The sequence below is a fragment of the Shewanella sp. SP2S2-4 genome (assembly GCF_031932025.1).
Lineage (GTDB): Bacteria > Pseudomonadota > Gammaproteobacteria > Enterobacterales > Shewanellaceae > Shewanella > Shewanella baltica.
Genome location: NZ_JAUOER010000002.1, coordinates 201,908 through 215,994 on the forward strand (window position 1 = coordinate 201,908; position 14,087 = coordinate 215,994).

At 46.2% G+C, this 14,087-nt stretch carries 14 protein-coding genes; 1 reads left to right on the forward strand and 13 read right to left on the reverse strand.

All coding sequences use genetic code 11. The features are described 5' to 3' along the window. Positions 1–113: 113 nt before the first annotated feature. The 13 genes from lpxA to rpsB form a co-directional block, all read right to left on the reverse strand. Positions 114–884: an acyl-ACP--UDP-N-acetylglucosamine O-acyltransferase gene (gene lpxA, locus Q4Q54_RS02730; protein WP_311987639.1), complete on the reverse strand. Its 771-nt coding sequence runs from the start codon at positions 882–884 to the stop codon at positions 114–116. After that, positions 881–1,345 carry a 3-hydroxyacyl-ACP dehydratase FabZ gene (fabZ, locus tag Q4Q54_RS02735; protein WP_006080990.1) on the reverse strand — a complete coding sequence of 155 codons (465 nt, stop codon included), beginning with the start codon at positions 1,343–1,345 and terminating at the stop codon, positions 881–883. The genes lpxA and fabZ overlap by 4 nt, the downstream gene beginning before the upstream one ends. 31 nt (positions 1,346–1,376) lie before the next feature. After that, positions 1,377–2,402 carry a UDP-3-O-(3-hydroxymyristoyl)glucosamine N-acyltransferase gene (gene lpxD, locus Q4Q54_RS02740; protein WP_311987640.1) on the reverse strand — a complete coding sequence of 342 codons (1,026 nt, stop codon included), beginning with the start codon at positions 2,400–2,402 and terminating at the stop codon, positions 1,377–1,379. A 3-nt stretch (positions 2,403–2,405) separates the two neighbouring features. Continuing rightward, entirely contained in the window at positions 2,406–2,903 is a 498-nt protein-coding gene (locus Q4Q54_RS02745) for an OmpH family outer membrane protein (RefSeq protein WP_011846353.1), read from the reverse strand. A 72-nt stretch (positions 2,904–2,975) separates the two neighbouring features. Further along, positions 2,976–5,459 carry an outer membrane protein assembly factor BamA gene (bamA, locus tag Q4Q54_RS02750; protein WP_311889254.1) on the reverse strand — a complete coding sequence of 828 codons (2,484 nt, stop codon included), beginning with the start codon at positions 5,457–5,459 and terminating at the stop codon, positions 2,976–2,978. Between the two features lie 31 nt (positions 5,460–5,490). Beyond that, positions 5,491–6,861 (reverse strand): sigma E protease regulator RseP, encoded by a 1,371-nt coding sequence (gene rseP, locus Q4Q54_RS02755; RefSeq protein WP_311889255.1) that lies wholly within the window; start codon positions 6,859–6,861, stop codon positions 5,491–5,493. A gap of 39 nt (positions 6,862–6,900) precedes the next feature. Beyond that, positions 6,901–8,091 carry a 1-deoxy-D-xylulose-5-phosphate reductoisomerase gene (gene ispC / locus Q4Q54_RS02760; protein WP_311987642.1) on the reverse strand — a complete coding sequence of 397 codons (1,191 nt, stop codon included), beginning with the start codon at positions 8,089–8,091 and terminating at the stop codon, positions 6,901–6,903. Positions 8,092–8,095: 4 nt separating this feature from the next. Beyond that, complete coding sequence (locus Q4Q54_RS02765; protein ID WP_311987644.1) at positions 8,096–8,953, reverse strand: phosphatidate cytidylyltransferase; 858 nt, start codon at positions 8,951–8,953, stop codon at positions 8,096–8,098. Positions 8,954–8,973: 20 nt separating this feature from the next. Beyond that, entirely contained in the window at positions 8,974–9,801 is an 828-nt protein-coding gene (gene uppS / locus Q4Q54_RS02770) for a polyprenyl diphosphate synthase (RefSeq protein ID WP_106650023.1), read from the reverse strand. An 82-nt stretch (positions 9,802–9,883) separates the two neighbouring features. Next, on the reverse strand, positions 9,884–10,441 hold the full coding sequence (gene frr, locus Q4Q54_RS02775; protein WP_106650022.1) for a ribosome recycling factor: 558 nt from the start codon (positions 10,439–10,441) through the stop codon (positions 9,884–9,886). A 21-nt stretch (positions 10,442–10,462) separates the two neighbouring features. Then, complete coding sequence (gene pyrH / locus Q4Q54_RS02780) at positions 10,463–11,200, reverse strand: UMP kinase (protein WP_106650021.1); 738 nt, start codon at positions 11,198–11,200, stop codon at positions 10,463–10,465. A gap of 68 nt (positions 11,201–11,268) precedes the next feature. Continuing rightward, complete coding sequence (tsf, locus tag Q4Q54_RS02785) at positions 11,269–12,120, reverse strand: translation elongation factor Ts (RefSeq protein WP_106650020.1); 852 nt, start codon at positions 12,118–12,120, stop codon at positions 11,269–11,271. A 120-nt stretch (positions 12,121–12,240) separates the two neighbouring features. Beyond that, complete coding sequence (gene rpsB / locus Q4Q54_RS02790; protein WP_037458301.1) at positions 12,241–12,969, reverse strand: 30S ribosomal protein S2; 729 nt, start codon at positions 12,967–12,969, stop codon at positions 12,241–12,243. Between the two features lie 283 nt (positions 12,970–13,252). Here rpsB and map point away from each other — a divergent pair, with 283 nt between their 5' ends. Beyond that, positions 13,253–14,083 carry a type I methionyl aminopeptidase gene (gene map, locus Q4Q54_RS02795; RefSeq protein ID WP_281422414.1) on the forward strand — a complete coding sequence of 277 codons (831 nt, stop codon included), beginning with the start codon at positions 13,253–13,255 and terminating at the stop codon, positions 14,081–14,083. Positions 14,084–14,087: the final 4 nt, after the last annotated feature.

The window sequence follows — 14,087 nt, forward strand, 5'->3', positions numbered from 1 at the left end:
ATGGTTGAATACACAAGGACATTGCTAACGACAACGTCTAACCACCCAATAGGCTTAAGCCAATAATACAAAAGGGCATAAAAATGCCCTTTTGTTGTCGTGTGGTCATCAAGTTAGCGAATAATGCCGCGATTCGATGACTTTACAAATTCAAGGAACAATTTCACTTGCTCATCGCTCTGCGCATCTTCAGCCAACGCTTCAATCGCTTCTTCAACTGTCAAGCTGCTGCGATATAAGGTTTTATAAGCACGGCGCACTGCCAATTGGCTTTCTTTAGAAAAACCACGACGCTTCATGCCTTCGCTGTTTAAACCGCGTGGAATCGTCGGTTGACCCGCCGCCATCACAAAGGGAGGTACATCCTGCAGCACTAAAGAACAACCTGCAGTAAACGCATGGGCACCGATATGCACAAACTGGTGAACACCTGTCATGCCGCCTAAAATCGCCCAATCACCCACATGTACGTGACCCGCGATAGAAGCGTTATTGGCCATGATCACATTGTCGCCGACCACACAGTCATGGGCGATATGTGCATAGTTCATAAACAGGTTGTTCGACCCAATACGCGTCTCACTGTTATCTTGGACTGTACCGCGGTGGATAGTCACGTTTTCACGGATGACGTTATTGTCACCAATGATCAATCGTGTGGGTTCGCCAGCGTACTTTTTGTCTTGGCACTCTTCGCCTACTGAGGCGAACTGAAAAATACGATTACCTTTGCCGATAATCGTTGGGCCTTTAACAACCACATGGGAACTCAACCAACAATCATCGCCAATTTCAACGCCTGCACCGATATAGGTCCAAGGGCCAATGGTGACGTTATTGCCAATTTTTGCATCGGGATGCACAAACGCTAATGTATCTATCACTGACTAATCTCTCTGCGGGCACACATGATTTCAGCGGAACAAACCACTTCACCATCCACTTTGGCCTCACCGTAGAAGACGCCAATCCCGCGGCGCTCTTTAATCATTTTGACATCAAAATGGATTTGATCACCTGGCTCAACGACACGTCTAAAACGCGCATTGTCGATACCAGCAAAGTAATACAACACCCCTGGAGGTGGCACATCACTGCTCATGGTTTTAAAGGCTAACAGGCCAGTTGCCTGTGCCATGGCTTCTAAAATAAGCACGCCAGGCATCACAGGCTGAATCGGGAAATGTCCCTGAAAAAATGGCTCATTTATTGAAACGTTTTTAATCGCCTGCAGACTGACACCTGGGGTGTAGTCAAGCACACGATCGATCAATAAGAATGGATATCTATGGGGTAGATATTTAAGTATTTCTTTAATATCCATAGTGTTCATTTGATTAGACACGAACCGAGTTCCTCAAATTGCCTTGGAGCAATTAATCTGGTGTTTTTAAATTTTTTTCCAACGTTTTAACACGCTGGAACAGTTCATCTAACTGACGGAAACGAACTGTGTTTTTACGCCAAAGTTTATTGTCCATTGCCACTGTGGCAGAAGAGTATAAACCGGGCTCACGCATATTAGTGGTAATATTCGTAGCACCAGACACATGCACACCATCGGCAATGCTCAAATGACCTGCGATGGCACAGCTACCGCCAATAATGCAATATTTACCAATAGTGACACTGCCTGCGATGGTCGTACTGCCAGCGATAGCGGTATTCTCACCGATAATATCGTTATGGGCAATTTGTACTTGGTTATCGATAATCACCCCATCGTGGATCTCGGTATGGCCTAATGCACCCCGATCTACCGTTGAATTCGAACCTATCTCAACCCGATCGCCGATACGAACGCCGCCCGTTTGTGGGATTTTAATCCACTGACCGCGTTCATTGGCATAACCAAAACCATCGGAGCCTAATACAGCGCCCGAATGGATAATACAATCTTGTCCTAAATGCACATCGTGATAGACGGTAACATTAGCCCATAAACGCGTTTTTGAGCCAATTACCACATCTTGTCCAAGCACAACACCGGCACCTATTTGGACATCTTCACCTAAAATAACGTTCGCACCAATAACCGCATTCGCCCCAATCGCAACACCTTCACCTATATGGGCAGAAGCGTCTATTTGAGCCGAAGGATGGATACCCACCGCCGCTTTAGGCGTAGTGTCCAAGTACTGGGCAACGCGGGCGAAACCAACGTAAGGATCTTTTACAATTAACGCAGTACCTTGATAATCCTGCGCATCTTTAGCTGACAATAACACCGCACTCGCTTGAGTTTCCTCAAGCTGAGAGCGATATTTACTGTTGGCTAAAAAAGAGATTTGACCTGCTTTGGCATGTTCTAAGGTCGCCACACTATCAATAATTAGCGTTTCGTCGCCTTGGATATCACCGTCTAATAACAGGCCTAGCTCTTTTAAAGTCACACTATTCATCTATTACTTGCCTTTGCTTAAGGCTTCAACCACTTTGCCACTGATGTCAGCGTTAGGCTTAACATAAATGACTGCACCACGTTGTAATACCAAATCATATTGGTCTTTTTCAGCGATAGTGTTGATGGCTTTCTGCACTTTAACTAACAGTTTATTTTGCTCTTCACCTTGGCGACGACGTAAGTCTTCATCCAATGCTTTGCCTTTTAACTGATATTCAGATTTTAGCGATTCCATTTTACGAACCAGTTCCGTTTTTTGTGCATCGTTCATTAACGCACCGTCACGTTGCTGCTTCTCCATCAGAGAGCGCATTTCTTCTTGCATTTTTTGGACATCAGCCATGCGATCGCCAAACTCTTTCTTCAGAGATTGAGAGATCTGTTCACGTTGTGGCAGCTGTTCGAACACAGCGCCCATATCCACTACGGCAATTTTCTCAGCATGTGCCATTAACGGCGCGCCTAACAAAACTAACGTCATCAGCGCGCGATTTACCATCTTGTTCAAAATAAACTCCTTGTTACCTTGTTACCTTGTTATAGTCAGCAAAACTTGCCGAGTGTATGCCTTTTAAAAAGTTTTGCCAATATTGAAAGAGAAGATCTCTGTTTGGTCGCCTTCGTATTCTTTAATCGGCCACGCTAAGCTAAACACCATAGGACCCATAGGTGATAACCACTGCACACTTAAGCCCCAAGAGGCGCGTAAACGTGCTGGATCACTATAATCCTGTAACTTAGCAAACTCGTCTGCTGGCAAGCTATTTTTATAATAATCGTAATCAAACTCAGTATCCCAGACGTTACCCGCATCAACGAAGAAGCTCGTACGAACAGAGTTAGTGTAAGCCTCATCCAAGAATGGCGTCGGTACAATCAACTCCATGCTCGCTGTCGCAAGGGCGTTACCGCCGATTGAGCGACCAGAACTCACTTGAATACGATCAGGATCCGGCTGAGGGAAATTGCAGCCGTCACCGGATGGATCGAAGCAAGGTTCGCTGCCACTATACATATAGAAGGAGCGAGGACCGACCGAGTTTGACTTAAAGCCACGTAGAGAGCTACTACCACCCGAGTAATAGTTTTCCCAGAAAGGCAGAATTTGATCGTTATCGTTAAACTGACCATAACCGTTGCCATAACCTAATCGACCACGGGCCAAAAGCACAAAGCTCTGACTACGGTTAATAGGGAAATAGAAGTTAGTGTCAAAGTCTGTCTTAAAGTACTGTAAATCAGACCCTGGCGAAGTCATTTTACCGTTCAAACGCTGAGACGAGCCGTCTGTAGGGAAAGTGCCACGGTTCAAGGTGCTACGATACCAACCCAGACTCAATTCAAAGTTATCGAAACTTAAGTCCGCATTTGGATCGTTATCACGATAGATGTTATAGAAACGACGCGCTTGCTCGTAGGCGGAAATTTCAGAAATCGTGTTATGACGATAGCCGATGCCACCGTTGATACGGTTGTATTCATTGATCGGGAAACCCGAGTTCAATGCCACACCGTAAGAACTGTTTTTATAACGTTCTAAGTTCGCTTCATTGGCGTCAAACTCACTCCAATAAACGCTCCCCCCTAAACTCACGCCATCCTTCGTCCAATACGGATCGGTATAGGATAAGTTAACGTTCTTAGAGTACTTGTTGGTGCTCAAACTCACACCAGCTTGGTTACCCGTACCTAAGAAGTTATTTTGCTGCACCCCAAACTGCAAGCTCAAGCCTGATTCAGTACCATAACCTACGCCAGCGTTGAATGAGCCCGACGGCTGTTCTTTCACTTTCACTGCGACATCGACTAAATCATCGGTACCAGGCACTTGAATGGTTTCAGTGTCAACGGTTTCGAAGAAGCCTAAACGGTTAAGACGCGCTTTAGATTGCTCAACTTGTGCTGAGTTTAACCAAGCCCCTTCCATCTGACGCAGTTCACGGCGCATCACTTCATCTTTAGTCACTGTGTTACCAGTGAAGTTAATTGCACGAACGTAAACACGTTTACCCGGTTTAACATTGATGTTTAAGGTGACTTCTTTGGTCTTATCATCAATTTCAGGATACGTTTTGACTTCTGGATAGGCATAACCGAAGCGGCCTAAATACTTGCTGTACATTTCTTCGGTGAAAGTCACATCACCGCCGTTGTACATATCACCCGCTTTGATCGGCAGAATTGATTTCATCAACTCTTCACGGCCCATCAAATCACCCGTCAGGTTTACTTCTTTAACTTTATATTTCTCACCTTCATCTACGTTGATGGTGATATATAAACCTTTACGGTCAGGTGTCATCGCCACTTGAGTCGAGGTGACTTCAAAGCGGATATAACCTTTATTGTGATAATAGGTTTTGATGGTCTCGAGATCGGCCTGCAGCTTTTGCTTCTGATAACGGCGTTCGCCGAACAGATCCCACCAAGCCACATAATCTTTAAGCTCCAGCATGCCAATCAACTCAGCATCGGTGAACTCATGATTACCGACCACGTTAATTTGGCGGATTTCGGCCGCTAAACCTTCGGTGAACTTAAATTTCAGCTCAACCCGGTTACGGGGTAAGTTGATCACTTGAGCTTCCACTTTAGCGCCGTATTTACCCACGCCGTAGTAAAAATCCTGCAGACCCTTTTCAATACCGGTCAACATAGTGCGATCGAGCGACTCACCGACTTTAACGCCAGAACCGTCCAGACTTTCCTGTAACTGTTCATCTTTAATGTCTTTGTTGCCATCGAATGTCACGGCACTGATGGTAGGACGTTCAGTGACTTTCACCACTAATACGCCGCCATCTCGGCTCACGGAGACATTTTCAAAGTTAGTCGATGCATACAAGCTTTTAATGGCTTGTTGAATTCTTAACTGGTCAACAGTGTCACCTACTTTTACTGGTAAGCTTAACAGGGCAGCACCGAGTGCAACTCGCTGCAAACCTTCAACTTGGATGTCGGTCACTTCAAACGGTTGGAAAGTATCAGCCAACACAGTCCCTGAAAACGACGCACCGACGAATAACATCGAGGCAAAAAGTTTATTCAATCTCATAGAGCACTTCTAATTATTAGTCTGTCCTTGCTCAGAGTCGGGCAAAATCATTGAAAAGCGCAATGCTCATCAACATCAGCAGTATTGCTGCCCCAAATCTGAATCCTATTTCCTGCACCTTTTCAGGTACAGGTTTACCAGTTATTACTTCAATAAAGTAATACAGCAGGTGTCCCCCATCGAGCACAGGTAAAGGCAACAAGTTAATGATGCCTAAATTAACGCTGATGAGCGCGAGGAACCCGAGAAAATAGACCAGACCATAGTTTGCACTACTGCCCGCACCCTGTGCGATCGAGATGGGTCCACTCAGGTTTTTCACCGACACATCGCCGGTAAATAATTTGCCAATCATCTTAAAGCTCACAGCAACAAGTTGCCATGTTTTATCCGCTGCGATGCCGAAAGAATCGATTGGTCCATATTCAAGTTGTAAACGCATATTGTCTGGCCATGGCGCTTGGGTTGGGCTCACCCCCAGCATACCTATCTCTTGGCCATCGGCGTTTTTACTGCTTAACGGTGTCACTGCCACGTTAAACTGCTCGCCATTGCGACGCACAGTTAAGCTCACAGGCACATTGGCAGAATGTTGAATAATGTCAACAAAAGCCTGCCAATCGGTATAATTTTTACCATTTATCGCCACTAAGGTATCGCCAACTTTTAGTTCGCTCTTGGCAGCGGCGCTGTCAGGGCTAATAGCAGCAATAGTCGGGACGATTTCGGGTCGATATATTCCTAAACCTAAGGTGGTAATCGGTGATTCTTTTTCAGGATCAAAATGCCAATTGCGGGTATCTAAGGTATAAGAGCGCGCGCTGGAATCTAGGCCCTGCAAACCGCTCAATGGCGTCAGCGATACACTTAGGCTTTCATCGCCTATGTGGCCCACTAAGGCTAAATTCACTTCTTCCCAGTTACGCACAGCCTGGCCGGAAATGGCCGTTATTTGCATGGGCTCAGTGACCTGGATTTGCGCGGCAGCAGTTCCAGGTGTTGTCGATGTGATCACAGGTTTCAGTGACGGCACACCAATCAGATACATAAAATACAGGGCAACGATGGCAAAAATAAAATTCGCAATCGGGCCAGCAGCCACAATCGCAATGCGTTGCCAAACGGTTTTACGATTGAATGCTTGATCTTTTAATGCTTCAGGGACGTCTTCGACGCGCTCATCGAGCATTTTGACATAGCCACCGAGTGGGATCATGGCTAACACGTATTCAGTGCCGTCTTTACCGACACGACGCCAAATCGCCTTACCGAAACCAATGGAGAAACGTTCGACTTTGACACCACAACGGCGTGCGACATAGAAATGGCCGTATTCGTGGGCGGTGATTAACAGGCCCAGTGCAACGATAAAAGAACCTAAGTTCCATAAAAAATCTAACATCCCACTCCTTACGTCATTGATTTAATCACTCAGCCATTGCTAAGCGATGCTTGCTAAGGTCTCACGCGCATAGACGCGGGTTTGCGCATCTAAGGCCAAAATATCTTCTATGCTGCCCATAGGGCGCTTAGGCACAGTCACTAAACAAGCTTCGTTCACTTTTGCAATTTGCGTAAAGCCAATTTGCCCCTGTAAAAATGCTTCAACGGCAATCTCATTGGCAGCATTTAACACAGTTGTCGCCTCTTGGCCTTGGGCACACGCCTCGATTGCTAGAGCCAAACAGGGGAAACGTTCAAAATCAGGTTCATAAAAGCTTAACTGTCCGACTTTGAAAAAATCTAAAGGTTCAACGCCAGAATGAATTCTTTGCGGATAAGCCATGCAATGGGCAATAGGCGTGCGCATATCTGGGTTACCCATTTGAGCAATAACGGAGCCATCACGGTACTGCACCATAGAGTGGATCACGCTTTGCGGGTGGATAACCACCTTAAGTTGCTCAGCCTGAGTGTTAAACAACCAACGCGCCTCAATAAACTCTAAGCCCTTATTCATCATAGTGGCGGAGTCGACGGAGATTTTAGGTCCCATGGACCAATTAGGATGTTTACAGGCCTGAGCTGGCGTCATGGCGGCCAGTGTCGCAAGATCCGACCGCAGGAAAGGTCCGCCAGAACCGGTTAACAGAATATGGGAAATACCCGATGCCGCTAAGTCACAACGGCCAAGGTTGGCTTGCACTTCTTGGGGGAGACATTGGAAGATTGCATTATGCTCACTGTCCACAGGCAAGAGCACAGCGCCAGAGCGCTTAGTCGCCTCAATAAACAGCTCACCTGACATCACTAAGGCTTCTTTGTTGGCCAGTAATACCCGCTTCCCCGCCTTTACGGCTTCAAGCGTCGGTACTAGCCCTGCAGCCCCAACAATCGCCGCCATCACGGTATCCACTTCGGCAGCGGTCACTAACCCGAGTAAATCGTTCATGCCTGTGGTGACTTGGATATTGAGCCCTGCAGGTAAAACGGCACGCAACTGTTTTGCTGCCGCTTCATCCACCATATGCGCCACTTTCGGTTTATGGGCCACACAGAGTGCAAGCATCTTATCAACGCTCGCGTTGGCCACTAATCCATACACGCTATAAGCGAATGGATTAGCCGAGATCACACTTAAGGTACTGGCACCTATAGAGCCGGTAGCACCCAAAATCACCATATTTTGCATAGCGTTACATCCAGAATGCAATGTAGATCAGGGTAAACACCGGCAAGGCTGCTGTCAGGCTGTCGATGCGGTCGAGCACGCCGCCGTGACCTGGCAAAATGGTGCCAGAATCTTTAATACAGGCCGCACGCTTAAACATACTTTCAGATAAATCACCCAGCGCTGACACTAAGGCTACAAATAAGGTCACGGCCACAACTAAACCCAGTTCTTGCTCAGGCGAATAATACATCACAGCTGCAACCACTATCATAGTGGTCACTAAACCACCGAGTAAGCCTTCAAGCGTTTTAGCTGGGCTAACCGCTGGCATCAGTTTGGTTTTACCTATCGCCTTGCCCACGAAGTAAGCGCCTGAATCCGCGGCCCACACAATCAACATCACCAATAACACCAACACAGGGCCGTAATAAGGCGAAGCTTGCGAGCTAATGGATTTGAGCGCGATCAGAGCCACAAAACAAGGTATTAAGGTTAGCTGTCCAAACATGGACTTAAACATAGGATTCTTTTGCCAGAACTTAGCGCTTTTCGGATAAGTCACCACTAATAATAGTGAGGCTAACCACCAAAGTGCGCCAATGTAGAGAATGGCTAAATAGATAGGGTGTAACTGATGGCTTAACCAAACCGCATCGATGGGCACAATCAGATTGATTGCCACTAACAAGATACCGACCGTACAAGTGAAGCTCCACTGGGTGACGTCACACTGATTATCGATAATTCTTCCCCATTCCTTTGCTGCAATGAGAAAGACGCCGACCAAGGCCCAAGCGAAGTAGTTGGCAGGGAGTAAAAATATCGCCCCCAAAACTAATGGAACTAACCAAATTGCTGTTATTATTCGTTGTTTTAGCAAAAAAAATCCCTCATGAGGTTTTACAATGCACGCATCTCATCAATCTGACTTCCAGTCAAACCAAAGCGGCGCTGGCGACTTGCAAAAATGGCAATCGCTTCATGAAAAGCCTGTTCATCGAAATCAGGCCAAAGGGTGTCGGTAAACACCAATTCTGCATAGGCCGCCTGCCACAGCACAAAATTGCTGATGCGACAGTCCCCGCCCGTGCGAATCATTAAATCAACTTCACTCTGATTTTGCATGCACAAATGTGCACTTAAGGCTTCTTCGGTGAACTGACTGCTGGTCATTTCGCCAGTTTCAACCTTTTCAGCTAATTTTTGGGCTGCTTGAAGTATGTCCCAACGGCCACCATAGTTAGCGGCGACATTCAAAACTAAGCCTGTATTGCCTGATGTCTTCTCTTGCGCGGCAGCAATTTGCTTCTGTAATCGCGCAGAAAAACGGCTGATATCGCCAATAATCTTCAGCTTAACCTGATTCTTATGCAGCAATTTAATTTCACGCTGTAATACGGTAAAAAACAATTCCATCAGCAAGCTGACTTCTTTATCGGGTCTACGCCAATTCTCGCTAGAAAATGCAAATAACGTTAGCGATTCAATACCCAATTGGCTTGCCGTGCTTACGGCTCTTCTAACGGCCTTAACACCGGCCTTATGTCCCAACACTCGTGGCTTACCTTGGGTTTGTGCCCAACGCCCATTGCCATCCATAATAATGGCGACATGCTTAGGTAACGACTGTTTCACGAGTTCGGGTAATTGTCCCGGCAAGGTCGTTTGAGTGTATAAATCACTCTCACTCGTCCTAGGGTGCGGATCAAGTTCCACTGTGGATGACATCTAATACAGCCCTTTAAAATAGACAAACGCCGTGTAGTATACCCCTACACGGCGCATCAACTCTAGCTTATCGAACTTGAGATTAGACTTCCATCAACTCAATTTCTTTGGCTGCTAAAATCTCATCAACCTTTTTAATGTGAGCATCGGTGAACTTTTGTACTTCTTCTTCGCTACGACGAACGTCATCTTCTGTACATTCTTTAGCTTTCTCAAGCTTTTTCACTTCAGAAATGGCATCACGACGTACGTTGCGGATAGCGATACGACCGTTTTCGGCTTCGTTACGCACCACTTTGATGAAGTCTTTACGACGTTCTTCGGTCAGCGCGGGTAATGGAATACGCAAGGTCGCGCCAGCAGACATAGGGTTCAGACCTAAATCTGAGCTCATAATGGCCTTTTCAACGGCTTGGATAGCACTACGATCGAATACAGTCACAGACAGAGTGCGTGAATCTTCAACGCCCACGTTTGCCACTTGGTTCAGTGGTGTCATAGTACCGTAGTAAGAAACCTGAATTGAATCAAGCAGGCTTGGGTGAGCACGACCTGTACGTACTTTCGCCATTTGGTTTTTAGTCGCTTCTACACATTTGCCCATGCGTTCTTGCGCATCTTTCTTAATGTTCTCAATCACGTTAAATGTCCTTCTTGGTCATTAAATAACTTTTTTTGCTCTGATCAGCGTGCCTTCCTCTTCACCCATGATAACGCGGCGAAGAGCGCCAGGCTTGTTCATGTTGAAGACTAAAATAGGCATGTCGTGATCACGCGCCAGAGTAAAGGCTGCTAAGTCCATTACTTTTAATTCTTTTTCCAGAATTTCCGCATAAGTGACTTCATCATACTTAACGGCGTCTGGGTTTTTCATTGGGTCTTCGGAGTATACACCGTCGACTTTCGTCCCTTTCAACACGACTTCAGCTTCAATTTCAATGCCGCGTAAACAGGCAGCAGAATCGGTCGTGCAGAATGGATTACCTGTACCGGCAGCAAAAATAACCACTCGGCCAGATTTTAGCAAGCTGATCGCTTCAGCCCAATTGTAATCGTCACACACACCCTTTAACGGGATAGCTGACATCAGACGGGCATTAACATAGGCACGGTGCAAGGCGTCGCGCATTGCCAAGCCGTTCATAACCGTTGCCAGCATACCCATGTGATCGCCCACCACACGGTTCATGCCAGCTTTTGCTAAGCCTTCACCGCGAAACAGATTGCCACCACCAATAACCACACCCACCTGAATACCCAGTTCAACCAGCTCTTTCACTTCCTGAGCCATGCGATCTAATACTTTAGGGTCGATGCCGAAGCCTTCGTCGCCCATCAGTGCTTCGCCACTTAATTTAAGAAGAATGCGTCTAAATGCGGGTTTTGGATTGGTGCTCATAATTTTTATCCTGGTTATAACAAGACCGCAGCGAATGCCACGGTCTTGGGGGTATTTAGCGTTGGCGATTAAGCCTTTTTAGAAGCAGCGATTTGAGCAGCAACTTCAGCTGCAAAATCTTCTTCTTTCTTCTCAATACCTTCACCAACTTCTAAACGAATGAAGTTAGTCACTGTAGCGCCTTTCTCTTTCAGAACTTCGCCAACAGTTTTCTTTGGTTCCATGATGTAAGCTTGGCCAGTCAGAGAAATCTCACCGGTGAACTTCTTCATACGACCCAGAACCATCTTCTCAGCGATCTCAGCAGATTTGCCTTCGTTCATAGAGATTTCGATTTGCAGTGCTTGCTCTCTTGCAACAAGATCAGCAGGCACATCTTCTGGATTAACGAATTCAGGCTTAGAAGCAGCAACGTGCATTGCGATGTGCTTTAAGGTTTCTTCGTCAGCTTCACCGGCTACAACAACACCAATGCGCTCACCGTGACGGTATGAAGACAGGTTTGCACCATCGATGTACTCAACACGACGAATGTTGATGTTCTCACCGATTTTAGTTACCAGAGCAACACGTGCATCTTCGAACTGTGCTTTTAAATCTTCAAGTGTCACTTTAGATGCTGCAGCAACATCTAACACCGCGTTTGCAAAGCCTAAGAAGTTAGAATCTTTAGCAACGAAGTCAGTTTGACAGTTAACTTCTAACAGAGCAGCGAAACCTTCGCCATTCTTGATTAAAATAGTACCGTCAGCAGCGATGTTACCCGCTTTTTTAGCCGCTTTAGCAGCGCCAGACTTACGCATGTTGTCAATCGCTAACTCCATGTCGCCGTTAGCTTCTGTCAGAGCGTTTTTACAATCCATCATGCCTGCGCCAGTACGGTCGCGCAGTTCTTTAACTTGGGCAGCAGTAATTGCCATTGTTAAATCCTCTATAAAAAATCGACTAATTTGCAGATATAAAACAGGGGCCGAATGGCCCCTGTTAACCAATCAAAAATCTTGGTTAATAAGGGTGATGAAACTCATCCCGCCTTATTATTATTCGGCTTCTACGAAACCGTCTTGCTCAGCTTGAACAGCCAAATCTTGACCACGGCCAGCTTTAGCAGCAGCAGCAACAGAAGTAGTGTACAGGCGGATAGCACGCATAGCGTCGTCGTTACCAGGAACGATGTAGTTAACACCATCTGGCGCAGAGTTAGTATCAACAACTGCAACAACAGGGATACCCAGGTTGTTAGCTTCTTTAATAGCGATATGCTCATGGTCAGCACCGATGACGAATAATACGTCTGGCAGGCCGCCCATGTTTTTAATACCACCTAAAGATTTTTCCAGCTTTTCAAGCTCACGAGTACGCATCAGCGCTTCTTTCTTGGTCAGCTTGTCGAAAGTACCATCTACTGATTGGCTTTCCAGTTCTTTCAGACGTTTGATTGACTGACGAACGGTTTTCCAGTTAGTCAGCATACCGCCTAACCAGCGGTGATCAACATAGTACTGGTCACAAGACAGAGCAGCTTCTTTGATCGCTTCGCCAGCAGCACGTTTAGTACCAACGAATAATACTTTACCTTTCTTTGAAGCTACGTTGCTGATGAAAGCCAGCGCTTCATTGAACATTGGCACAGTATGCTCAAGGTTGATGATGTGAACACCGTTGCGAGCACCGAAAATGAATGGCTTCATTTTTGGGTTCCAGTAACGGGTTTGGTGACCGAAGTGGACACCGGCCTGAAGCATATCGCGCATTGAAACTGTAGTCATTTCTATTACCTTAAAATTTAGGGGGTTAGACCTCCACGTATCCCATGTCTTCGACCCCGCAGTTAACAGCTGAGGGCACCCCGAAGAATGTGTCGACACGTGTGTGATTTAGTATTTAGACAAATAGCCATGTATAATGGCCGCCATCTTTAGTCTTGCAAGTATCTAAACAGAGCAAATGCTGGCTTAGGCAATTCATCAAGACTTAAACATAACGGCGCGCTTTATACCATAAATAGCCCTAAAGCACAAATTTTTGCATTAGGTTGCGTGGCCAACAGACATTAAAGACACAAGAGAAAACGCAATGAGTATAGTCATCAAGACAGCTGAAGAAATTGAAAAAATGCGTGCTGCGGGCAAACTCGCCGCACAGGTATTAGAAATGATCGCCCCGTATGTTAAGCCGGGCGTGACCACCAATGAACTCAATGATCTCTGCGCCAAATATACCGAAGAGCAAGGTGCGATTTCGGCGCCGCTTAACTACCATGGTTTTCCTAAGTCCATTTGTACTTCAGTAAACAATGTGATTTGCCACGGTATTCCGAACGATAACCCACCATTGAAAGAAGGCGATATTCTCAATATCGACATCACAGTGATTAAAGACGGCTATCACGGTGATACTTCGATGATGTTTTTAATTGGTGAAGTGAGCGCTAAGGACAAACGCCTGTGCCGCATCGCGCAAGAAAGCCTGTATTTAGCCATTCGCAAGGTGCGTCCAGGTTTAAAACTGGGTGAAATTGGCAATACTATCGAAAAATTCATCAAAGCAAGCAAAACAGGCCTTGAGAAATATTCCATCGTGCAAGATTATTGTGGCCACGGTATTGGCTCAGGTTTCCATGAAGAACCTCAGGTCATGCACTACCGTAACGGCGATAACACAGTATTACGCCCAGGCATGTGTTTCACCATTGAACCTATGATCAATGCCGGTCGCCACACGACCATACTCGATCGTGATGATAAGTGGACTGTGACCACCTCAGACGGAAAAAACTCTGCCCAGTGGGAACACACTCTTCTGGTAACAGAAAAAGGGGTTGAAGTACTGACTCTGCGTGAGGATGAAGATTTCCCGCGTATCATCAATCACGAGCGATAGGCCA